This window comes from Paenibacillus sambharensis (assembly GCF_003233845.1).
Taxonomy (GTDB): domain Bacteria; phylum Bacillota; class Bacilli; order Paenibacillales; family Paenibacillaceae; genus Paenibacillus_I; species Paenibacillus_I sambharensis.
On record NZ_QKRB01000010.1, the window covers coordinates 129,169 to 149,305 of the forward strand.

A 20,137-nucleotide genomic window follows, 5' to 3' on the forward strand; every position below is an offset into this window, starting at 1 on the left:
AGGAGCTGATTACCCATGCAACAGAAGAAATTCAGAGTAACAGATGAGGATGGCATCCACGCACGTCCTGCTACTGCGCTGGTGAACACAGCTAATAAATTCAAGTCTGAAGTGTTCGCGGAAGCGCTGGGCAAGAAAGTAACGATGAAATCCATTCTGGGCGTTCTTTCCTTCGGGCTTGAGCCAGGGGACGAGATTACGTTTATCGCGGAAGGCGAAGACGAAGCACAGGTTATCCCGGCGCTTGAAGAGGTGTTCGTTAAAGAAGGGCTTGGCGAAGTGTATGAGTAAAGTACAAGGGATCGCAGCAGCAGCCGGTATTGCGGTTGCTAAAGCCTTCCGCATGGAAGAGGTTCACCTTACGGTGGAGAAGCGGACGGTGGAGCAGCCGGAAGCGGAGCTCGCCAAATTGGATCAGGCCCTGGGTAAATCCAGGATCGAGGTCCAGCTACTGAAGGAACGCACCCTGCAGCAGATGGGCGAGAAAAAGGCGGAGATTTTCGAATCGCATCTGCTCATCCTGCAGGACCCTGAACTGATTGGGCCAGTTCGTGACAAAATCAGCAGCGAGCGAGTGAATGCGGATTTTGCGCTTAAGGAAGTAGCGGATATGTTCATCTCGATGTTCGAGAACAACAAGAGTGCTTACCTGCGTGAGCGTGCAGCCGATATGCGGGATGTGACGAAGCGCGTGCTGGCACACATTCAAGGTGTGAAGATTACCGATCTGAGCGCCATCCAGGAAGAGGTTGTGCTGGTGGCGATCGACCTCACACCATCTGAGACAGCGCAGCTGGACCGCAACTATGTGAAGGGCTTTGCCACGAACATTGGCGGACGCACCTCACACTCGGCAATCATGGCCCGTTCGCTCGAAATACCGGCTGTTGTCGGCACGAAGAACATTCTGGACGAAGTGAAGGACGGCGACCTGCTGATTCTTGACGGGCTTGAGGGCGTGGTGCTGATCAACCCGAATGCGGAGACCGTTGCCGCTTACCGGGAGAAGCAGCAGCGTTATGAAGAGCAGAAGGTAGAGTGGGCCAAGCTGAAGGATAAGCCTACGGTATCGGCTGACGGCCATCATGTGGAGCTGGCGGCCAATATCGGGACGCCGAACGATGTAACGGGCGTACTGGATAATGGCGGGGAGGCAGTCGGCCTGTACCGGACCGAGTTCCTGTATATGGGCCGTGACAAGCTGCCGAGCGAGAAGGATCAATTCAACGCCTACCGAACAGTGCTGGAGAAGATGGAAGGCAAGCCGGTTGTCGTCCGTACGCTCGATATCGGCGGCGATAAGGAACTTTCCTATCTTAAGCTGCCGAAGGAGATGAACCCGTTCCTCGGTTATCGTGCTGTACGTCTGTGCCTGGACCAGCAGGACATTTTCCGTACTCAGCTGAGAGCGCTGCTTCGCGCGAGCGTGTATGGCAACCTGCGGATTATGTTCCCGATGATTGCGACGCTGGATGAATTCCGGCAATCGAAGGCGATTTTGCTGGAGGAGAAGGAGAAGCTGAAGCAGGAGGACATCCCGGTATCGGATGAGATCCAGCTCGGTATCATGGTGGAAATTCCGTCGACGGCTGTCCTTGCCGACCAGTTTGCGAAGGAAGTGGACTTCTTCAGTATCGGCACCAATGACCTGATTCAGTACACGATGGCTGCCGACCGCATGAATGAGCGGGTCTCGTACCTGTACCAGCCTTATAACCCGGCTATTATCCGGCTTGTTAAGATCGTCATCGACGCAGCTCATAAGGAAGGACGCTGGGTCGGCATGTGCGGCGAGATGGCGGGCGATTCCACCGCGATTCCGATTCTGCTTGGCCTCGGTCTGGATGAATTCAGCATGAGCGCCACGTCGATTCTGCCGGCACGCACGCAGATTTCCAAGCTGTCGCAGGCCGACATGCAGAAGCTGGCCGAGCAGGCGCTCCAGAAGAGCACAGCCGAGGAAGTTGTTCAGCTGGTGGAGCAGTTTGCGGGTACGCAGCAGTAATAAGCAGTAGTCTGAAGCAGTTCGCGCATACATTTATATAGATGGATGAAACACGAAGGACCGCCTTGCTTAGGGCGGTCCTTCGTGCGTTGCTGGCGCATGCTGGTTTATGACTTTATCCAAGCGCATAAGTCTGTCGTTATTACACTGCACTGGCCTTTAATGCAGTTGTCAGCCGAATGAATTGATTCAGCGCCTGAGTGACCCGAACACGCGTCGGCTCATCCAGTGGGGCTCCGTCTTCGTCAAAAAATCGCTGGCTGCTGCCAATCGAGATCCACTCCGGGCTGTTGATGCCGTGCAGATTCCGCACAATGGCCTGCAGCTGTGTAAGGGAGCTGACGCCAACAGCTCCGCCTGCTGAGCTCACGGACAGGACGGGCTTGCCTCCGACGATACTGCCGCTCACATAATCAAGTGCGTTCTTCAGCACGCCGGATATGGAGCCGTGGTATTCCGGTGTGGCAAGGACAAGTCCATCAGCCTGGCTGACGGCTTCAAGCAGATGCTTCACATGCGGATGGCTGCTCGTTTCATCTGCCGAATAGAAGGGCAGCGGAGTTTCATACAAATCGATTAATGTCACACCGATGCCCTCGGTCTGCATTAATGAACGTATATAATGGAGCAATTTCGTGCTTGTGGCATCCTTCCGGTTACTGCCTGCGATAAGGGTTATCTTCATCGGTCATCCAATCCTTTACGGTAAGGTTTTGGTTCTTCTGCCTTTATCATAGATGATTTTCACGCTTCACGCCTCGGCGAAAAGGTTGAGAAGGCCTTCATTCATTCGTCTTAGGACTTAAATCTCGACAAGACCGTGTTTGACTGCGTACAAAGCGGCTTGAGTCCGGTCGGCAAGACCAAGCTTGCTGAGCAGGTTGCTTACATGGGTCTTAACCGTCTTCTCTGCGATCCCGCAGGCAGCGGCAATTTCCTTATTGCTGTTGCCCTGCGCAATGAATTGTAGAATTTCCTTCTCCCGGACGGTCAGCGCTTCGAGAAGCGCATGGCTAGACGGTACTGTCGTTTGCCGGGTATCGGCAGCCACATGCTGCATGAGCTGAGCCGCTGCTGCAGGATGCAGCTGCGGCAGACCGGCATAGGCTCCGCGGATGGCATCCGCAATCTCGGCAGGATCAGCATCCTTCAGGATGTATCCGTTCGCGCCGGCCTTGATTGCGGAGAGAACATGATCCTGATCCGAAGATGAGGTAAGCACGATAATCATCATATCGGGATGCTGTGAGCGGATATCCCTCGTCGCTTCAACGCCGTTCATGACTGGCATGAATAGGTCCATCAACACGATATCTGGCCGAAGCCTGCCGGCCAGCTCCACGGCTTCTTGGCCGTTCGCGGCCTCACCTACCATCTGCAGATCCTGCTGCATCCCGAGATAGAAGAGCAATCCTTGACGGACGATCGCATGATCATCTGCAAGGAGCACACGTATGGTTGTCATTACAGGTCTCCTCCCTGTCGAATCTGCTCCGTGAGCGGCAGCCGGACCAGCACGCTTGTGCCTTCGCGGGGTGAGCTTATCCACGTGACTGTTCCTCCAGCAGCTTCTGCACGTTCCCGCATGATGGATAAGCCGAAGCCGGGACCGCCTGTTCCGGCTTCCAGCCCGGCCCCGTCATCCGAGACGGTCATGACAATACCACCAGAATTGTAAACGAGCGAGATAGAAGCCCGATGAACACCGGCATGCTTGCTGACATTATTCAACGCTTCCTGCCCAATACGCCATAAGGTCATCTCGGTGCTCTCCGGCAAATGAATCAACTGTGAGGAGGCACTGCATGTGATCTGCAGCCCGATTGACGTGCCATAACGCGACAGACCGGTCAGCAGTCCTTCTTCAAGGCCGGGCGGCCGAAGCTGCCGGATCATGGCTCTCATCTCAGCCAGTGCTTCACGGGAGAGCCGGCCGACCTCGCGGACAGCTTGCCGGGTGCCTTCCGGGCTTTCCTGGAGCACATTCTCCAGACCCCGGGCGTGCAGCTGAAGCGAGAACAGCATCTGGGATACAGAGTCATGAAGATCCCGGGCAATACGGTTTCGCTCCTCCCAGCGGGCGAGCGCCCGGCCCTGTTCCTGCAGTCTGGCGCTGTCATAGGTCAGGGCCGCATGTGCGGATAAGGCCGCCAATACTTCCGTGTCGGCCGCATCGAACGGCTCATCGCCTGCATGTCCTGCGGCCAGGGCGCCGATCGGTTTGCCCTGCAGGAGCAGGGGGACGACAGCCGCGCTGCGGACGGGCTTGGAGGAAGGCAGCAGTTGGGGCTCAACTGGCTCCTTCAGAATCAGCGGCTCCTGTTGTTTCAGAACCGTGTCCAGCAGTTCGCAGGAATGCTTGGGACTGCCGGTTGCTGGAATGGTCACCTTTCCCTCTTCATAAGAAGCATGCAGGAAGAGTCCCTGGTTCTCACGCATCCACAGCGCTGCATTCGACCAACCGAAGGTCGTGCCTGCGATGCGGACGATTTCTGCTGCAATCCGCTCAGGCTCCGTTATGGCCCTCAGTTCCCGGGAAGCTGTACCGAGCTTCTCGAACAGAGCTCCCCGCTTGCGCTCCTGGCTGAAGAGCTGAATACGGTGAGCCGCTGTGCCAATCTGATAAGACACAGATTGCAGCAGTGCCAGCTCTTCCTCGCTGAACGCTGTCTTGCCTGGGGAAGCGACGTTCAGTATCCCGAACAGCTTATCCCCGGAACGAAGCGGGATCGTGGCGTGATGCGTCAAATTTCCGGTATCGCCGCGTTTGAGGAGTATGGCATCCTCGATTCTTTTGCAATTGAGTATATTCACCGCCCGCTTGAGGCGCCCGTCCTTAAACCGGTCTATACACCAGCAGTCGCCTTCTCTAAGAGGTTCCTTGTCGTTGATGGTGAGAGCCGGCGGCAGACAAGCATCCGCAGCGCAGCTGAAGGCCATCGTGGCTTGGTTGCGGAGAAGGAACACCCATCCCGTTTGCAGGCCGGTTAATTCAAGCAGCTTTGCCAGCACAAGGTCCAGCATCTGCATCATATCGTAAGTGCCGTTGATCGTCTCGGCGATCTCGCGCAAGAGCTCCGCCTCATGAAGCTTGACGTCTTCCTGCATCTAATCCACCTCTCTCTGCTGCTGCTCTTTAGACTTAGCATACTCTATTGCGGAAGCGCCTGAGAAGCCTCTATTATCGTGGAATCGGAAGCGGCGGATTATTTTTGCCAGTCTATACCGCTGTTTGGGATGATCTAGTCCACGCTGATTTCCTTATTCCGTTCCCCGAAGAGGCAGCGTACACAGAAGGATTGTTTGCCAAACCACTTCCAGGCGAGTCTTGTTACGGAATCCAGCTGCTGCTTCTGCTCCTTCATCTGCATCTCCGCTGCATATACGTTTAACATGGTTGATCTCCCTCTCGTCATCACGTTTGCTATTAGTATAAGTCTCCGTGATGGTGCTCCGCGTCGGGAGTTGGACGCAGCCTGGTCTACATCTTTGGTCTTAAACCCCAGGGGATGGACCGAAATTATCCACCATGCGGCCGGCTGGAAAATGAAGATCAGTCAGCGGCTGTCTAAGCAGCTGAAGATAAACAAAAGCCGCCCCTCTGCGGGACGGCTTTTACTCCATATCCATTATCTTGTTAGAATGCCTAAGGCTCAACAATTACCTCAAGTCCTTCAACCTCAGCTGCGGCATCCCGCAGCACCTGCACCAGTGCCTGGGCGCGGTCGCCCAGCAGCTGTTCGCTCTCATTATAATGCGTCCAGCGAATCGTAAGCGGGGGGATCACATAATCCATCAGGCTGTCATAGAGGGCATCAAGATTTCGGCCATAATGGCCGGGGAAATGCAGACGGTTCATGAAGAGATCATGAAAATCATCGATCGTCCACAGCTCTTGTCCGTTTAGTACCAATTCTTCTGCCACTGGCTGCTGCTCACCTCATTTGCTTTAGTACCATCTTCTGAAGGTCTTATAATGGTCGGTGGTCGTGTAGTAGAGTCCGTCATTCGAGTATACGACACGGGAAGCGCCTCTGCATCCGGACGTATAGTAAGCATCTGCTTCGTACCAGGTACGACCGGAGGCAGACGGCAGCTTACCTTCGCGGTTGTAGAAGACATCGCCGCCAATGCTGTAGCCGGGAGCAACCTTGGCCAGATTGCACTCACTGGATACCCAGCCTTTCTGCCTGGCCTGACTCTTCGTCAGGAAGTTGGCTGGCAGACGCCCATACGTCTTCAGATAGTTGATAATACCGGCAAAATCGGTTGGACCGCTGACAGCCGCTTCGGCGACAGGGGTTCCCTGATGGATAACAGAGCCTGCACTTCCAAGGACCAGCGACAGAACAATTGCGGCTGACAGGATCAGCCTGAACCACTTTTTCATTACGTAGAGCCTCCTCATATTTTGGACTGTGATCGTAATCACAAGACCATTATACACATTAGGGATTCCAGGAAATGTAATGTTTATGTTTGTCTTATGTAAAGGAATTGTGGAGGAGGCTGGAGGCGGGACAATGCCGGGAAAGTGAGGTATGCTGAAATCATAATCAAGACAGAAACGAGGGACCGGATATGAAAATTGCAAAACCGGCGCTTGCCGGAAGTATGGAAGCTGTAACGCTAGGCGGTTATTTATTTGGCGATGAAGAGCAGTTTAGCAGCGGCTTATGCGAGGATGAGACGATTCGTGACCAGGAGGCGGTTAGTGTATCGTTCTCCAAATTTATATTTCGCCGAACGGCGCTGCATCAAGTGGCCTGGCCGAAGGTGGAGCTGACCGATGTGCGCTTCGAAGGCTGCGACCTGTCCAATGTGGATTTCAGTGGAGCGCTGCTGCACCGGGTCGAGTTTATTGATTGTAAAATGGTCGGTGCAGTCTTCACTGACTCGACCTTCCGCAATACAAGATTCCAGGGCTGCAACTGCAGCTATGCCCAGTTCGGGTTCACCAACTGGAAGGAGGCTGTGCTGGAGGATACGATGCTGGCAAGCGCTGACTTCACGGAATCTAAGCTGACCAAGCTGCATCTTAACAGCTGCAAGCTCCAGAAGGCTGAATTTCTGCGCACCAATCTGGCAGGCATAGACCTCAGCAGCTGCGAGATTGAGGGGATCTCCATTCCGCTGGAGAACTTGAAGGGCTGCATCATATCACAGGAGCAGGCCGTTATTTTTGCCGAGTACCTGGGCCTTGTCCTCAAGGACTAATCAATCAGTCGTATCGGATGCTGCGTACTGATTTGCCGCTATGTCCGCTCTCCGATACCGCCAGCCGCGATAAGTCCCCTATGCATGAATGACACACACCCACTCATCTTCAGCGACAAGTCACGCGCCAGCCGCTTGGCTTATTCGCTGATGCCTGCTTTCGCATGCGCTCCGTAACCACTCAACTGTGATCCTCATCTGCTTCTAACCTGCTCATTAAGAACTTGTAAAAAACATTCAGCGGTCCTTCAGTTTGCCCTAAGGATTAACTCAGGCAGCCGTCTTACAATACAAGCATAGCAGACGAGAGAAGGTGCAAGAGGCGATGAGTGCCAAGCTGAAATACCGGCATGAGCATAAGTTCTTTATTAATTATCATCAGTTTCATATTATCCGTTCCCGGCTTCGCAGCCTTGTAGACAAGGATTCACACGCAGGTCCGACAGGTGAGTATCATATCCGCAGCCTCTACTTCGACGATGTGGATAACAAGGCGCTGCATGAGAAGCTAGGCGGGATTCATGACCGGGTGAAGTACCGGATCCGGGTTTACAATGTCCAGGATCATGTCATTCATTTTGAGAAGAAGATCAAGAAGAATGACTACATAGCCAAGGTAAAGGAGCCGCTGACACGATCGATGTACGATTCGATTCTGGCGGGAAATTACGAGGTGCTGAATCAGCCGGATAAGCCGTTCCTGATGGAGCTGTACCTTGAAATGAAGCACAAGCTGCTCAGGCCCAAAGTCATTGTCGATTACGTCCGCGAGCCTTATGTCAGCCGATTCGGCAATGTACGAATTACCTTTGACAAGGAGCTGCGGACAGGACTTCATGCCACGGATGTCTTTGATCCTAACCTTAAGCCGGTTCGTGCCCTGGATGACAATCTGATTATTCTTGAAGTCAAATATGATGAATATCTGCCTGGGGCCATAAGAAGCGCCTTGCAGCTGGAGGGGCTGAACCGGCAGAGCGCCTCCAAATATGTAATCTGCCGCAAACATCTGAAATTCAACACTTGGGAGGACTTCTAGTATGCATACCACAACGACCAGCTTATCGGCAGCCCAGACGGCTGCGGCGGATTCCGCAACAACCTTCACGGACATGATTAAGAACTCCGTTCTGAATAATTTTACAGCAACTATTGACCTGCCAAGAATACTGCTATCCCTGTTCTTCGCTTTCTTAGTCGGGTTCTTCATCTATCTGCTGTATAAGCGGGTCTTCAGCGGGGTGCTGTATTCCAAGAGCTTCAACGTCTCATTAATTGGTATGACAATGGTAACCGCACTCGTTATTATTGCAGTCAACTCTAATCTCGTGCTGTCGCTCGGGATGGTCGGCGCCCTGTCCATTGTCCGCTTCCGTACACCGATCAAAGACCCGACTGATCTGATTTTCCTGTTCTGGGCTGCGGCAGCAGGTATTGTGACAGGGGCGGGGTTCTATGTGCTGGCACTGATCGGATCTGCTGCGATTGGCCTTATAATGTTCTATTTCATCAAGAAAACCTCATTCGAAACACCGTACCTGCTGGTTGTTAACTGCGAGGATGACCAGAGCGAGCGGGAGGTGCAGAAGCTGGTTGGGCAGCTCGTCAAACGGTACAACGTCAAACAGAAGACTGTTACGAGCGGCTGCGTTGAGACTACACTCGAGATCAGGCTTAAGGAGAGGGAAGGGGAGTTTGTTAATCGCTTAACCGCACTGCAGGGCGTGAGCAGCGCTGTCCTGATCAGCTACAGCGGAGATTACGTCTCGTAGGGGCGGCCCTCCAGGCTGTACCGCCTTCCGCCCTGGCCGTGACATAGTAAGACAGACGAAAGCCGCACCCAAGATGGCGTATCCTGATGGGTGCCGGCGTTTTCTGCTGTCGGATGATGTCATGTATAGTTGTCTTAATGCTATATTCGTGCTACACTTTTATTCGGTTACTACATACTGATGAAGCCTGCTGAACCCCAGTTACAGCGGCTGATACACACGATGAAAGGGTGCTGACAACATGAAGAATATGAAGCTGAAGCTTGCCAGAGTGGAGAAGGACCTGTCCCAGGAACAGCTGGCCCTCCTTGCAGGGGTATCGAGACAGACGATCGGGCTGATCGAGCTCGGTAAATATAATCCCAGCTTAAGCTTATGTCTGGCTATCTGCCGGGTATTAAACAAGACGCTGGATGATCTCTTCTGGGTAGAGCAGGATTCAGCATAAACAGACACCAGACCAGATAATCGGTTCGGGGCTTTCGTTCCGCTTACCAATTCATTCGCCTGCAGAGCTCGGTGATATGAGCAGCATGGTGGCTGCCATGCCAGGCATACATGCCGATGTTCCAGTCGAGCCTGAACCATTCTACGGAATCGGGATGGAAGAAGGTGCGGTGCAGCTGCTCGGTTGTCAGGCTGCGAAGCAGCATACACCAGCGACGGTGGAGAATATCGAGCCAATCCAGGGACCATTCAATCGGGGCAGTGCGAGAATCAACAAGCTCTGCCCACTTCTTCTCATCATAAGGCCGAATCGTGGGGCCGTTCTCCGTTATCGCAAGCTTGAAACGGGTGAAGCTGTTCATGTGGCTGTCCGCCAGATGGTGCACGACCTGCCGGATTGTCCAGCCGCCCTCGCGGTATGGGGTATCCAGCTGCCAATCCTCCAGGCCGGCCACCGCTTCACGCAGCTTCCCCGGCAATTCTTCCAGCTGCTGCAGCCAAACTTCCAGCTGTTCCTGTGTAATTTCACCCTCATGGCTGTATTGCCCGATTGGATACTTCAACTGCTCTTCCGTTATCATCTTCATCTCTCCTTCTTCCGCAGCGACCTGATACCTGTTTTCCTTCCGCATCATTGCTGCTGGGCGGATTACAATTACCAATTATAAAATTCATACAAAATTATTATATTGAAATGTGTTAATTAATAATTCCATGTTATTCTATATATAATTATAATGTTTCACCTAAGGTCAGGATGGATGACTGCCCCTAATAGGTATCAGACGCTCTTCTTCGTGTGTGTACGGCGATGCTGGACAGCGCTGCTCTTGCCTGCTCTGAAGAAGCTGGCAAGCCAGCTCTGCATATGATCATACACGGACTTCTGCGTATGCGTATCAACATCATAAAGGCAGGCCTTCTCAGCGGATTCGATGTGCCGTTCATGTTCCTTGTCTGCGAAATACGGATGCAGCATGGTTATTCCCCCTGTTGGCTTAAAGCTTCTCCGGCCCTAAGCATATTGGCGTTGTGATTAGAGGCGCCGCGGTTCGCCAGCTGTTCACACCCAAAATATAACATGACTATTTACATACCAGTTATCGATACATTATCATCACTACTATTACAATCTTTAATGAGTTGGGGGTTAGCCGACCATGGATATCCAGTATTACCTCACATTCCGCGAAGTAGCTTCATGCGGCAGCTTCACACGGGCGGGTGAGCGGCTGGGCTACGCCCAGTCCACGGTAACCGTTCAGATTCAGAAGCTGGAAAAGGCCTACGGCGCCCCCTTGTTCGAGCGTCACGGGCGTACACTTCGGCTTACTGAAGCAGGGGTGGCATTAAGCCGGTATGCAGAGCAGATCACGGACGCTTACAACGAATCGCTGGCTGTTATGCAGAGCCCGAATTTTGGAACCCTGATGGTGGGGACTATTGAGACAATTGCGGCGTTCTTCCTGCCGGCCTACCTGCAGCGCTTCAGGAATGACTATCCGGGAATAGCACTGGCGGTATATCCGACCAATGAACGCGAGGTCCTGTCCCGTGTGAAGCAGGGAGAGTGGGATGTAGGCCTCATACTCGATCCGCTGCTGTATGACCCGGAGCTGGAAACTGTCATGCTGCGTGAGGAAAGGCTTGTTATTATATCGGGGGATTCCCATCCGTTCGCAGGCAAGGATGTCATTGGAATCCGTGATTTCGAGAAGCAGTCCATGATTCTGACGGAGCGGACGTGCACATACCGGGCTGCAATGGAGCATGCCATTGCGGACAATAAGGTGAAGGTTAACATTGTAAGCGAGCTTGGCAGCATAGAGGCAATTAAGCAATGCGTGCGGGCGGGGCTGGGAGCGGCTTTACTTCCTTACGTGACGGTTGAGGCTGAGGTGAAGCGGGGGGAGCTTCATATCAGCAGGCCGGATCCGGAATGGCTGCCGCCTTTCTATACCCAGCTGGTCATCAGCCGCAAGAAGAAGCCTGCGCTGCCGCTGAGGCGCCTTCTCGAGCTTCTGCAGGCCGGCGGCGGCCGCGAGCAGGAAGCGGAGCTGGCAGTGGATGGGACGGGTTAGACGACAGATACAGGTTGTTACAAATATAGCTGGGCAGTTCTTCCATAATGGAGTCTGCCCAGCCTTTTTTACAATATTTATTTAGTTATGATGTAATAATTATTTTATTTTTCCAGCGTTCCGGAATGAATCCACTTGGCTATATCGGAAATGACCTGCTCGCAGACAGTTCCTGGGTGCTGATATTCCTGGGTCGTTCCTTCATCCGGTCCGCTGTAATCAACGAAGAAGTGGTTCAGCCCGGGATATAGCTTGAACTCGGCGCTTGGATTATGGCTAAGCTGCTCCTGCCACAGCAGGTAGTCTTTGTCCGCAAAGACCTGGAAGTCGTCCTCTCCCTGCAGCACAAGCACAGGCTTCGTTAATTCCTTGGCATATTCGGCGGCGCTGTGGCTGTCCATTTCCTTAAAGTAGCTTGCCGGGATACCGAACACGGTCTCGCTGGCAGCCTTCTCCGGTGTCCAGGCGGCTATTTTCTTCGCCTTCTTATATTCTGCTTCCAGCCAGGCTTGATTGGCAGCCTTCTTCGGGTCGGCATCACTCATCTTCGCAATGAACGCTGCATTCTGATCATAGATAATTTCCCACAGTGGTCTCGGTGAACCGGCGAGCAGGATTAATCCGGCAAAGTCGCCGCCTTCCGCATCAATCCGGGGAGCGAGCATGCCGCCCAGGCTGTGGCCTGCCACGTAGACGCGGCTGCTGTCAATTCGCTCATCGGACTTAAGCAGATTGGCTGCGGCAATGGCATCATCAACCGTCTCTTCCTTGACGGTGAGGCGTGAGGCCTCTTCCTTCGTGAAGGAAGCAGCATGAGCAAAGGTCCGTTTGTCATAGCGGAGAACGGCTATTCCCTGCTGAGCAAGACCCCAGGCAATATCCCTGAATGGCTTATAGGCACCAATGGATTCGTCACGGTCGCTTGGTCCGGAGCCCTGCACCAGCACGACAGCCGGGTAAGGGCCAGTGCCTTGTTCCGGCAGGGTGAGAGTCCCTTCAAGCGGATACGTGCCGCCTTCGCCAATGACAACCGTCTCTTCCGTTATACCCTTGGGTATTTCCGCGTTATCTTCAGGAGCAGCAGGCTGAATGAACAGTCCGGCAAGCTTCTGCTGGTCATTCATCGTGAGGATGACGTTAGCTTTCATCCGCTCGAAGACCAGCTTTGCCGTTACAATAGTTCTTCCCCCGTCAGACGGCTGAGTGGTGACCGACTCTGTGCTCAGATAAGCACCCGCTGCACCGATGACCTGGTTCCACACCGCTTCAAGGTCGGAGGCGGGAAGCGCCTCGGCTAGGGACGGTTCAAAATACTGGGCAGCCAGCTCTCCGTAACGTCCTGTGGTCAGAAGCCCGATAACCGCAGCGGCAGCTGCTTCTGGATCCTGCTGGGCATGATTGATATGAATGTGCTGCTCGGCGGAATCATACTGCACTTGAAGTCCAGGCAGCGAATCAAAGAGGGCATGAGGGACGTAGACACGGCCTTTATGTACGGTTGTAGAACTGTTGAGCGATACCCGTGTACCGTTCACAGACACCTCACTGCTGCCGGTGTGGAAGACCACCGTGCAATCCGGGCTGGTTAGGACCACTTCAAGGGTAGACCTCTTGAAGTCAACACTCATGCCCAGCATACCTGCGGTTGCACGGACTGGCAGCATGACGGCGCTGTCCTTCACGTATGGCTTAGCCCCTGTATAGCGTTGGGGTTCACCGTTAACAAACACCTCTACGGTATTTGTCTGAACGGCTGCTGCGGGCAGGGCAGTTACAATGGTTAAGAGCATCATAAGGGCGAGAAAGGCTGCTAACTTTTGCTTCAAGCTGTTCATTCCTCCTCAATATGTAATAGGATACTTTATTATATACGGCAGCCGCAGCATGCCGTTTCTAGAAATTGGGGTATATCAATAGTATTTACCTTGCAAACCGTCATCCGAAACATTCACCGAAACAAGCGCAAGGAAAGCAGTTGAAAATATTGTCGAATTAGCTTACACTAGCTAATGATAGTGATAACTATTCTCACCGGCGAAGACCGGGTTGGAGTAAACAAAGGAGAGGTCAAGTTGAACAGAACGACAAAGCTCACCATGCTGGCCTGTCTGTTCCTGCTGTTCAGTGTGCTTGCAGCATGCGGCGGGGGCGGAAATAACGCAGGCAATACAGCGGGGAACACAGGTGCTAACACACCTGCAGAAGGTAACCAAGCTGCGGGGGGGAAGGAAGGCAATACACAGGAATCGGCAACGAAGGTATACAAGGATGGATTGGATAAGGAAGTTGAGGTGCCGGTTAACCCGCAGCGGATTGTAGCTCTGCATAATGTGGGTGAGCTGCTGGCGCTTGGCGTCAAACCGCTGGGCACGACTGACTACCATTTGAATAAGTACGATCCTGAGAAGGTTGCTGGCGTAGAGAGTGTTGGCGAGTCGGACCCTAATATGGAGAAGCTTGTTGAGCTTGAGCCAGACTTGATCATAGTAAGCAGCTACTTTACTCCTGAGGTTATTGCAGGCTTGGAGAAAATCGCACCTGTCGTTGCAACCAAGTGGGGCTTAACGCCGACTGAGCATCTGGATGCACTGGCTGACCTGCTGGGTAAGGAAGAGGAGAAGCAGGCTTGGCTGGACGCTTACGCTGCGAAAGTTGAATCTGTTAAAGCGAAGATCGGTCAGTATGCCGGCGAGAAGGCTGTTGTTCTCCAGTTCTGGGAGAAGACGATTTACCGCCATTCGCCTACGGTTTTCGCTTCGCTGTATGAAGCGGGTTTTGTAGCGCCTGAGCAGGCAGCAGCTGTTACGCAGACGGAGGCGATCTCGGAAGAAGCGGTGGTTGATTTTGCAGCTGATGCAGACCGGCTATTCCTGCTCGTGGAAGATCCGTCCAACAAGGATAGATATAATGAACTGAAGGGAACTGCGTGGAAGGATATTCCGGCTGTCCAGAAAGACCAGGTGCATCTCGTGGATACTGGAAGATGGAATGACTACAGTGCGTCAGCAATGATGTGGATACTGGAAGACCTCGAAGCAATGTTTGGCAATCACTAAGCCTAATAAGGCCTGAAGCAGAGATCACTGTTTCAGGCTTTTTTCTGCGATTAACCAAGCCCGCACGATCTCAACGGATAAGCATAAAATGAGGATGACAGAACAATAATGCTGCACCGGCAGAAGGTAAGAGGGAAATGTAAAGCTTCGGAGGTCACTTTGGAAGAAGACAGACATATAATGCAGTGAAAGCGTTACCACGAGATAAGGACAGGGGGAATTATGATGGGAACAAGGTTATTGTCGGAGAACAGGATCAGGCAGCGCTATCCTCATTTGCATTACGTCCGTGTCCATACATGCGGTAAACATAAAGCTAGAATCTATGCCTGGGATGGGAAGCTGCAGCTTTCCGCCAAGGACGCCGCCAGCTTGCAGCGGTTTGCCTCAGGGAATCTGCTGCAGCATGTCTGCTACGATGTGCTGCCCTATGATTCGCTGCGGAAAGACGGGCTGCCGCAGCCGGCGCCGCTGCCGGAGCTGCTCAGCCGGGCGGCTTTGCGCACGGAGCTGCAGGCGAAGGACATTGTCGATACACTTAACAGTCTGCTTCCCGGTAAGGTCATTTCATTCAGAAGCTATGATGCTTACAGCGGCACTATACAATTCAATATTTTCTCGGCCAGGCCCGTGTCCCCGGAAGAACAGGAACAGGTTGGCCGCTATGTGAATGAGCTAGTTCCGGTAGGCTGCCAGGGAAGTGTGCACTACGTCGAGGTTGCCGAGTAGAACGCAGACAGGACCAAATCTAAGAGATGGTCCTGTTTGCTTATTGATTTATATAAGAAGGAGCTGCGGCAGCAAGCTAGATGGTACATTCAATTCCCGGTTTCGGCGTGTTCATGCATTTACCGGTAAACATCCCGTCTGATCTGCTGAAGGTAACGTGACCGTATGAACAGGAAGTAGACGATCTGAACCGCCAGGAAGCTGCCCAGTACCAAGGCCGTCTCGCGGACAAGCGGATAGTAGAACAGGTTGCTCAGGGAGTTCAGGGCAACGGCGCCATGAATAATGGCCACACCGATGGGCACGAAGAACAGCAGCATCAGCTGGCGGGTGATGACCTTCGAGAGCTCCTTGTCCGTCAATCCAAGCTTCACGATTGCCCGGAATTTCTGCTTGTCATCATCCAGGTCCGTATACAGGCGGAAGTACAGGAAGCTGCCTGCGCCTACGAAGAATACGGCACCCATGAACAGGCCGACGAACATGACGGCACTGTAGCCCTGCAGGAAGATGTGCAGATCATAGGCAAGGGCATTGAAGAAGTAATCGCCGCTGTCATTTGGCAAATGCTCGGATAGCTGTCTGCCAACCTCTACAGTGTCTTTCCAGTCCTCAACATAAAAACCGAAAACGCTCTCAGTGGACTTGGACTCAACGAGCTGTTCAACCAGCGGGTCGGGTATAACATAGTAGCCCGTAAACAATGGAAGCAAATTGGAAGATTCCTGGACAGTGACCTTCAAGGGCTGTTCGATACCACTGAGCTCGATAGCGTCACTGCCCGTGCGTTCTCCTCCATACAAAGCGTTGCTGTAATATACGAAGGCGGCCTCATGGCCTTTCAAATCAAGGGTCTGCTCACCAACTGCACTGGCGAGAGCGTTGTATTCGGAGACGCGAACTACATGCTCCCTTTTGTTGGGGTTCTTTACCGGCTGGGAGCGGATTGTAGTCTCAAAAAGCTCATAAGCCACATTCTCTTCTTTCAGTACTTGACCAATATGTGCTACATCCTGCTTGGCTTTGTCAGCATCCTGGTCTTCCCACCAGTATCTATACTGAAAAGCAAACGGCGACTCATCGACGATTGTGCCCTCTGACATCGCACGGAAGCCGACCAGGGAACCGATCGCCGAGAACGCGACGGTGGACAGAATTGCCACCATGAAGAAGGTGCGAGCATTATCCTTCATCCGGTAGGTGAGGTCAGACATCAGCAGCATGTTGGTCTTGCGCCAGAAGAAGGCCCGGCTGCGGGTCGCCCGGCGGATCAGGTATACGCTGAGCTGTGTGAACAGAAAATAGGTTCCGACAATAACAACGAGCGTAACAGGTATCATGGCAGCGACAACCGCTGGACCCTGGGCCCAGAATGCGCCTGCGTACCCGCCGGCAAGCAGTACAACTGCAAGCAGGGACAGCCATCGTGAGGCTTTCGGCTCGGGCTTCGGTGCCTGACTGCCGCGGATCAGATGGACAAGCGAATTGCCTCTTAAGACCGCAACGGTAAATAATGAGATGACGACAAACAGGATGAGGAACGCGGCAAAAGTCAGCAGCAGCGCCTCCACCGGAATGTAGAAGGGCAGCGGGTTATCCAGGGCGAGCAGTCTCTCAGCTGCCAGCAGAATAACCTTGGCGAAGACCAGACCAATTCCGATTCCAGTCAAAGTCGAGAAGAAGCCGATCAGGACATTTTCCAGGAATACCATCGTCCGCAGCTGCAGCTGAGTCATCCCGTGCATGACGAGCAGACCGAATTCCTTCTTGCGTGTCTTCAGGAACGCGCTCATAGAATAAAGCACGAAGAAGAAGGAGAATACATAAATGATCGATTCCGCGAAATGCAGCCCCTGTGAAACCGAATTGGACAGGTTGCCTGCCGCCAAGTCGGGATGAAAGGCGAACACAGCATAGACGAAGAAAACAAGGACCGAGAAGGCACTGCTCAGAAAATAGGCGGCATACGTCCGCTTATTGCGGAGGACGTTATTAAACGCGAACTGACGAAAGGTCATGCGCATGCCCTCCCAGCAGCGACAGCACGTCAATGATTTTCTGGAAGAAGGCCTGCCGGCTGTCTCCCCGGTGAATCTCATTGTACAAGCGGCCGTCCTTGATGAAAATCACGCGATGGCAGTAGCTTGCTGCTACCGCATCGTGGGTTACGAGCATCATGGTGGTGCCGTCCGACTGGTTGATGTTAGCCAGCGTCTCCATGACATCCTTGGCCGACTTCGAATCCAGGTTGCCTGTCGGCTCATCGGCGAACAGCAGCTTGGGCGTATGGATGATGGCGCGTGCAATGGCTGTACGCTGTGTCTGCCCGCCCGATATTTCGTAGGTCCGTTTGTTCAGGATGCCTTCGATCCCCAGCTTGCGGGCAATCTCTTCGACCTTGCGCTCCATAACCTTCACACGCTCGCCATCAAGCGTAAGCGGCAGGACGATATTTTCCTCGACGGTCAAGGTGTTAAGCAGATTGAAATCCTGGAATACGAAGCCAAGCTCTCTGCGCCGGAAGCGGGCCAGGTCATTGCGCTTCAGCTGATGCGGGTTGCGCCCGTCAATCAGAATCTCGCCGGTAGTCGGACTGTCGATAGTCGCCACCAGATTGAGCAGGGTGGTCTTTCCGCTTCCGGAAGGGCCCATAATGCCGACGAACTCGCCCTTCTCAACTGCAAACGAGATGTCGGTGAGCGCACGGTAGGCGACCTTGCCTCCGTATACCTTGTTCAGTCCGTTAATTCGCAGCATATCCATGTGTAAATGTGAAGCCTCCTCTTAAAGCAGCAGCACAGCCAGCAGCCGCTGTAATCTTATGTCTTAAGTGTAGCTTTGCTGCAGCGGCCGGGCTATCGAATAACCTTTCAGCTTCCTTACATCTCTGTAAGATTAGCGGGACTGCCTGTAAAGAGGAGGCGCACAGTTGTGCCTTGATTCACTGACGACTCAAGCTCGACCTTGTGATCAAGCCGCCGGCAGATCTCCTGCACCAGATACAGGCCCATGCCGGTAGATTCCCGGTATAAGCGGCCGTTCTCTCCGGTGAAGAAGGGCTGAAAGACACGCTTTAAGTCCGACTTCGGAATGCCGATGCCTTGATCGCGAATCTCCAGCATGACCCGTTTGCCCTGAATGCCGCCTGTTATGTAGACTTTATTAGCTTTGCTCGAGCTGTATTTGACGGCGTTGGTAAGCAGCTGAAACAGGATAAAGGCAAGCCATTTGGCATCCGATTCCACGGTGAGGGAGGGGTCCAGGCTGACCTCCGGATAGACGCTGCTGCGGATGAACATCCGCTTGTTATCGCGGATCACCTGGTCGACGGCCCTGCGCAGGTTGACAGGCTCAACTTGAAAATCATGCTCGAACGCCTCCAGGCGAGCAGCATGCAGCACGGTCTCGAGGCCCTGCTCCAGCCGTTCGACTTCCTCGCGGATGCTGCTGTACTTGGGATCATGATCATCATCCTGCTGAAGGGTCAGATGAATAACGGACAACGGGGTCTTCATCTGATGAACCCATTGGTTCATGAACGTCAGATGATCATTGCGCTGCCGCTCACGGACATTAAGCTTATGCTGGTAATGGCGGTACTGCGTCTGCAGCAGCTCATCGACGGCCCGGGCGAGGGGGGCGTAGCCCGCATCCAGCCGCGAGGACTCGTCCAATGTCTCGAGCGGTTCGGTCAGCCGCCGGTACAGCCTGCGGTGGGTAACGTAGCGATAAGCGAGGTAGCCGCTCAGGATGATGAGGCCGATGAACACAGAATAAAGGGCAGTAGGCAGATTGCGGTAGCCATCAAGCCAGTATACCAGCAGTACCATGAAGAGCTGGACGACCTGCAGAGCGAAGAGCGGCAGATGCTCACGGAAGAACAGCTTCATGACGGCTCCGCATCCCAGGTGGTCTGCAGACGGTAGCCAGCGCCCCTGACGGTCTCAATGGCATCTTCTATGCCCAGCTCCTGCAGCTTCTTGCGCACTCGCGTCATGTTAACGTTAAGCGTGTTCTCATCGACGAAGGTCTGGTCGTCCCAGAGCTTCTCCAGCAGCATTTCGCGCGGAGCAAGCCTTGGGTGGCTCTTCAGCATGGCTTCGATCAGAATCGTCTCGTTCTTCGACAGCTGGACAGAAGATTGATGCAGCTGCATCTCCATCCGTTCGGGGTAGAGAATCAGCCCGGCGAGCTGAACGATTCTCTCCTCGCTCTGCGGTGCATATTCGCCATAGACGCGGCGCAGGTGGCTGCGGATTTTGGCCATCACGACTTCATAATGAAACGGCTTGGTGATGTAATCATCGGCACCGTACTCCAGGGCCATCACTTGGTCCATCTCGCCGTCCCTGGCAGAGATGAACATGATGGGGCACGTGGACAGGGATCGGATTTGGCGGCACCAGTAAAACCCGTCGTAACGGGGGAGGTTGACGTCCAGCAGAACCAGATGCGGATCGCACTGCTGGAAGAAATCCGTCACGCGGTCGAAATCCTGTACGAGATGCGCTTGGAAACCGTATTTTTCAACTGCGGCCTTGAGCAATCCGGCCAGCTTCGGGTCGTCTTCACAAATCATAATGCGGTGCATGCTATAGGTGTTCTCCTTTCACGCCTTGGCGGGTGAGGGCTTGTGGAAGCCTCAGCGCGCATACAGGAAAATGGTATGTATTGACACCCATTATAGCAAGGGCCTTTGAAGGGTGACAATGCGGGGAGGTCTGGTCATAGGAAACAGGGGCTTTTCGCGAATTGTGGGGGCATACGGGGCAGCCGGCCGAACTACTGATGAAGGCAATGAAAACAGAAGGGAGGGGCACGGGATAATAA

The 20,137-nt window shown here is 53.5% G+C and carries 22 protein-coding genes; 9 read left to right on the forward strand and 13 right to left on the reverse strand.

Annotation, left to right across the window (positions count from 1 at the left end):
* Positions 1 to 15 precede the first annotated feature (15 nt).
* Together DNH61_RS01655 and ptsP are read left to right on the forward strand one after the other, a co-directional pair.
* A complete protein-coding gene (locus tag DNH61_RS01655; protein WP_111144965.1) occupies positions 16 to 291 on the forward strand; it encodes an HPr family phosphocarrier protein in 276 nt (91 codons plus the stop codon).
* Entirely contained in the window at positions 284 to 2,005 is a 1,722-nt protein-coding gene (ptsP, locus tag DNH61_RS01660) for a phosphoenolpyruvate--protein phosphotransferase (protein ID WP_111144966.1), read from the forward strand. Before DNH61_RS01655 ends, ptsP begins: the two co-directional genes overlap by 8 nt.
* 142 nt (positions 2,006 to 2,147) lie before the next feature.
* On the opposite strand, the gene DNH61_RS01665 is transcribed toward ptsP, so the two are convergent.
* From DNH61_RS01665 to DNH61_RS01685, 6 genes are all read right to left on the reverse strand, one after another.
* Positions 2,148 to 2,690: an NADPH-dependent FMN reductase gene (locus DNH61_RS01665; RefSeq protein ID WP_111144967.1), complete on the reverse strand. Its 543-nt coding sequence runs from the start codon at positions 2,688 to 2,690 to the stop codon at positions 2,148 to 2,150.
* Positions 2,691 to 2,807: 117 nt separating this feature from the next.
* Positions 2,808 to 3,470, reverse strand: coding sequence for a response regulator (locus DNH61_RS01670; RefSeq protein ID WP_111144968.1), 663 nt, complete (start codon positions 3,468 to 3,470; stop codon positions 2,808 to 2,810).
* Complete coding sequence (locus DNH61_RS01675; protein ID WP_111144969.1) at positions 3,470 to 5,113, reverse strand: GAF domain-containing sensor histidine kinase; 1,644 nt, start codon at positions 5,111 to 5,113, stop codon at positions 3,470 to 3,472. The genes DNH61_RS01670 and DNH61_RS01675 overlap by 1 nt, the downstream gene beginning before the upstream one ends.
* A gap of 134 nt (positions 5,114 to 5,247) precedes the next feature.
* On the reverse strand, positions 5,248 to 5,400 hold the full coding sequence (locus DNH61_RS26180) for a hypothetical protein (protein WP_181438542.1): 153 nt from the start codon (positions 5,398 to 5,400) through the stop codon (positions 5,248 to 5,250).
* A gap of 251 nt (positions 5,401 to 5,651) precedes the next feature.
* A complete protein-coding gene (locus tag DNH61_RS01680; protein WP_111144970.1) occupies positions 5,652 to 5,930 on the reverse strand; it encodes a barstar family protein in 279 nt (92 codons plus the stop codon).
* 24 nt (positions 5,931 to 5,954) lie between these two features.
* A complete protein-coding gene (locus DNH61_RS01685; RefSeq protein ID WP_111144971.1) occupies positions 5,955 to 6,395 on the reverse strand; it encodes a ribonuclease domain-containing protein in 441 nt (146 codons plus the stop codon).
* 191 nt (positions 6,396 to 6,586) lie between these two features.
* Here DNH61_RS01685 and DNH61_RS01690 point away from each other — a divergent pair, with 191 nt between their 5' ends.
* The 4 genes from DNH61_RS01690 (at position 6,587) to DNH61_RS01705 (ending at position 9,442) form a co-directional block, all read left to right on the forward strand.
* Positions 6,587 to 7,222 carry a pentapeptide repeat-containing protein gene (locus DNH61_RS01690; protein WP_111144972.1) on the forward strand — a complete coding sequence of 212 codons (636 nt, stop codon included), beginning with the start codon at positions 6,587 to 6,589 and terminating at the stop codon, positions 7,220 to 7,222.
* 325 nt (positions 7,223 to 7,547) lie between these two features.
* Positions 7,548 to 8,261, forward strand: a complete 714-nt coding sequence (locus tag DNH61_RS01695) for a polyphosphate polymerase domain-containing protein (protein WP_111144973.1) — start codon at positions 7,548 to 7,550, stop codon at positions 8,259 to 8,261.
* Between the two features lies 1 nt (position 8,262).
* On the forward strand, positions 8,263 to 8,994 hold the full coding sequence (locus tag DNH61_RS01700; protein ID WP_111144974.1) for a DUF4956 domain-containing protein: 732 nt from the start codon (positions 8,263 to 8,265) through the stop codon (positions 8,992 to 8,994).
* A gap of 241 nt (positions 8,995 to 9,235) precedes the next feature.
* A complete protein-coding gene (locus DNH61_RS01705) occupies positions 9,236 to 9,442 on the forward strand; it encodes a helix-turn-helix transcriptional regulator (RefSeq protein WP_111144975.1) in 207 nt (68 codons plus the stop codon).
* Between the two features lie 43 nt (positions 9,443 to 9,485).
* Here the strand turns inward: DNH61_RS01705 and DNH61_RS01710 are convergent, their stop codons facing one another.
* Positions 9,486 to 10,022, reverse strand: coding sequence for a YfiT family bacillithiol transferase (locus DNH61_RS01710; protein WP_111145048.1), 537 nt, complete (start codon positions 10,020 to 10,022; stop codon positions 9,486 to 9,488).
* A gap of 200 nt (positions 10,023 to 10,222) precedes the next feature.
* Positions 10,223 to 10,420 (reverse strand): hypothetical protein, encoded by a 198-nt coding sequence (locus DNH61_RS01715; RefSeq protein WP_111144976.1) that lies wholly within the window; start codon positions 10,418 to 10,420, stop codon positions 10,223 to 10,225.
* A 181-nt stretch (positions 10,421 to 10,601) separates the two neighbouring features.
* Here DNH61_RS01715 and DNH61_RS01720 point away from each other — a divergent pair, with 181 nt between their 5' ends.
* On the forward strand, positions 10,602 to 11,522 hold the full coding sequence (locus tag DNH61_RS01720; protein ID WP_111144977.1) for a LysR family transcriptional regulator: 921 nt from the start codon (positions 10,602 to 10,604) through the stop codon (positions 11,520 to 11,522).
* Positions 11,523 to 11,626: 104 nt separating this feature from the next.
* Here the strand turns inward: DNH61_RS01720 and DNH61_RS01725 are convergent, their stop codons facing one another.
* Positions 11,627 to 13,348 carry an alpha/beta fold hydrolase gene (locus DNH61_RS01725; protein WP_181438543.1) on the reverse strand — a complete coding sequence of 574 codons (1,722 nt, stop codon included), beginning with the start codon at positions 13,346 to 13,348 and terminating at the stop codon, positions 11,627 to 11,629.
* Between the two features lie 246 nt (positions 13,349 to 13,594).
* On the opposite strand from DNH61_RS01725, the gene DNH61_RS01730 reads away from it, so the two are divergent.
* Positions 13,595 to 14,578, forward strand: a complete 984-nt coding sequence (locus tag DNH61_RS01730; protein ID WP_181438544.1) for an ABC transporter substrate-binding protein — start codon at positions 13,595 to 13,597, stop codon at positions 14,576 to 14,578.
* A 225-nt stretch (positions 14,579 to 14,803) separates the two neighbouring features.
* A complete protein-coding gene (locus DNH61_RS01735) occupies positions 14,804 to 15,307 on the forward strand; it encodes a hypothetical protein (RefSeq protein WP_111144980.1) in 504 nt (167 codons plus the stop codon).
* 119 nt (positions 15,308 to 15,426) lie between these two features.
* Here the strand turns inward: DNH61_RS01735 and DNH61_RS01740 are convergent, their stop codons facing one another.
* The 4 genes from DNH61_RS01740 to DNH61_RS01755 all read right to left on the reverse strand — a co-directional run bounded on the left by DNH61_RS01740 (position 15,427) and on the right by DNH61_RS01755 (position 19,898).
* On the reverse strand, positions 15,427 to 17,325 hold the full coding sequence (locus DNH61_RS01740; protein ID WP_111144981.1) for an ABC transporter permease: 1,899 nt from the start codon (positions 17,323 to 17,325) through the stop codon (positions 15,427 to 15,429).
* Positions 17,300 to 18,070 (reverse strand): ABC transporter ATP-binding protein, encoded by a 771-nt coding sequence (locus DNH61_RS01745; protein ID WP_111144982.1) that lies wholly within the window; start codon positions 18,068 to 18,070, stop codon positions 17,300 to 17,302. The genes DNH61_RS01740 and DNH61_RS01745 overlap by 26 nt, the downstream gene beginning before the upstream one ends.
* 116 nt (positions 18,071 to 18,186) lie before the next feature.
* Complete coding sequence (locus DNH61_RS01750; protein WP_111144983.1) at positions 18,187 to 19,197, reverse strand: sensor histidine kinase; 1,011 nt, start codon at positions 19,195 to 19,197, stop codon at positions 18,187 to 18,189.
* A complete protein-coding gene (locus tag DNH61_RS01755) occupies positions 19,194 to 19,898 on the reverse strand; it encodes a response regulator transcription factor (RefSeq protein ID WP_181438545.1) in 705 nt (234 codons plus the stop codon). Before DNH61_RS01755 ends, DNH61_RS01750 begins: the two co-directional genes overlap by 4 nt.
* Between the last annotated feature and the right edge of the window lie 239 nt (positions 19,899 to 20,137).

What these genes read in the sequence shown, in the direction of transcription:
- DNH61_RS01655 (WP_111144965.1), top strand. Translation starts at nt 16, where the DNA reads ATGCAACAGAAGAAATTCAGAGTAACAGATGAGGATGGCATCCACGCA.
- ptsP (WP_111144966.1), top strand. Translation starts at nt 284, where the DNA reads ATGAGTAAAGTACAAGGGATCGCAGCAGCAGCCGGTATTGCGGTTGCT.
- DNH61_RS01665 (WP_111144967.1), bottom strand. Translation starts at nt 2,690, where the DNA reads ATGAAGATAACCCTTATCGCAGGCAGTAACCGGAAGGATGCCACAAGC.
- DNH61_RS01670 (WP_111144968.1), bottom strand. Translation starts at nt 3,470, where the DNA reads ATGACAACCATACGTGTGCTCCTTGCAGATGATCATGCGATCGTCCGT.
- DNH61_RS01675 (WP_111144969.1), bottom strand. Translation starts at nt 5,113, where the DNA reads ATGCAGGAAGACGTCAAGCTTCATGAGGCGGAGCTCTTGCGCGAGATC.
- DNH61_RS26180 (WP_181438542.1), bottom strand. Translation starts at nt 5,400, where the DNA reads ATGTTAAACGTATATGCAGCGGAGATGCAGATGAAGGAGCAGAAGCAG.
- DNH61_RS01685 (WP_111144971.1), bottom strand. Translation starts at nt 6,395, where the DNA reads ATGAAAAAGTGGTTCAGGCTGATCCTGTCAGCCGCAATTGTTCTGTCG.
- DNH61_RS01690 (WP_111144972.1), top strand. Translation starts at nt 6,587, where the DNA reads ATGAAAATTGCAAAACCGGCGCTTGCCGGAAGTATGGAAGCTGTAACG.
- DNH61_RS01695 (WP_111144973.1), top strand. Translation starts at nt 7,548, where the DNA reads ATGAGTGCCAAGCTGAAATACCGGCATGAGCATAAGTTCTTTATTAAT.
- DNH61_RS01700 (WP_111144974.1), top strand. Translation starts at nt 8,263, where the DNA reads ATGCATACCACAACGACCAGCTTATCGGCAGCCCAGACGGCTGCGGCG.
- DNH61_RS01705 (WP_111144975.1), top strand. Translation starts at nt 9,236, where the DNA reads ATGAAGAATATGAAGCTGAAGCTTGCCAGAGTGGAGAAGGACCTGTCC.
- DNH61_RS01710 (WP_111145048.1), bottom strand. Translation starts at nt 10,022, where the DNA reads ATGATAACGGAAGAGCAGTTGAAGTATCCAATCGGGCAATACAGCCAT.
- DNH61_RS01715 (WP_111144976.1), bottom strand. Translation starts at nt 10,420, where the DNA reads ATGCTGCATCCGTATTTCGCAGACAAGGAACATGAACGGCACATCGAA.
- DNH61_RS01720 (WP_111144977.1), top strand. Translation starts at nt 10,602, where the DNA reads ATGGATATCCAGTATTACCTCACATTCCGCGAAGTAGCTTCATGCGGC.
- DNH61_RS01735 (WP_111144980.1), top strand. Translation starts at nt 14,804, where the DNA reads ATGGGAACAAGGTTATTGTCGGAGAACAGGATCAGGCAGCGCTATCCT.
- DNH61_RS01740 (WP_111144981.1), bottom strand. Translation starts at nt 17,325, where the DNA reads ATGACCTTTCGTCAGTTCGCGTTTAATAACGTCCTCCGCAATAAGCGG.
- DNH61_RS01745 (WP_111144982.1), bottom strand. Translation starts at nt 18,070, where the DNA reads ATGGATATGCTGCGAATTAACGGACTGAACAAGGTATACGGAGGCAAG.
- DNH61_RS01750 (WP_111144983.1), bottom strand. Translation starts at nt 19,197, where the DNA reads ATGAAGCTGTTCTTCCGTGAGCATCTGCCGCTCTTCGCTCTGCAGGTC.
- DNH61_RS01755 (WP_181438545.1), bottom strand. Translation starts at nt 19,898, where the DNA reads ATGCACCGCATTATGATTTGTGAAGACGACCCGAAGCTGGCCGGATTG.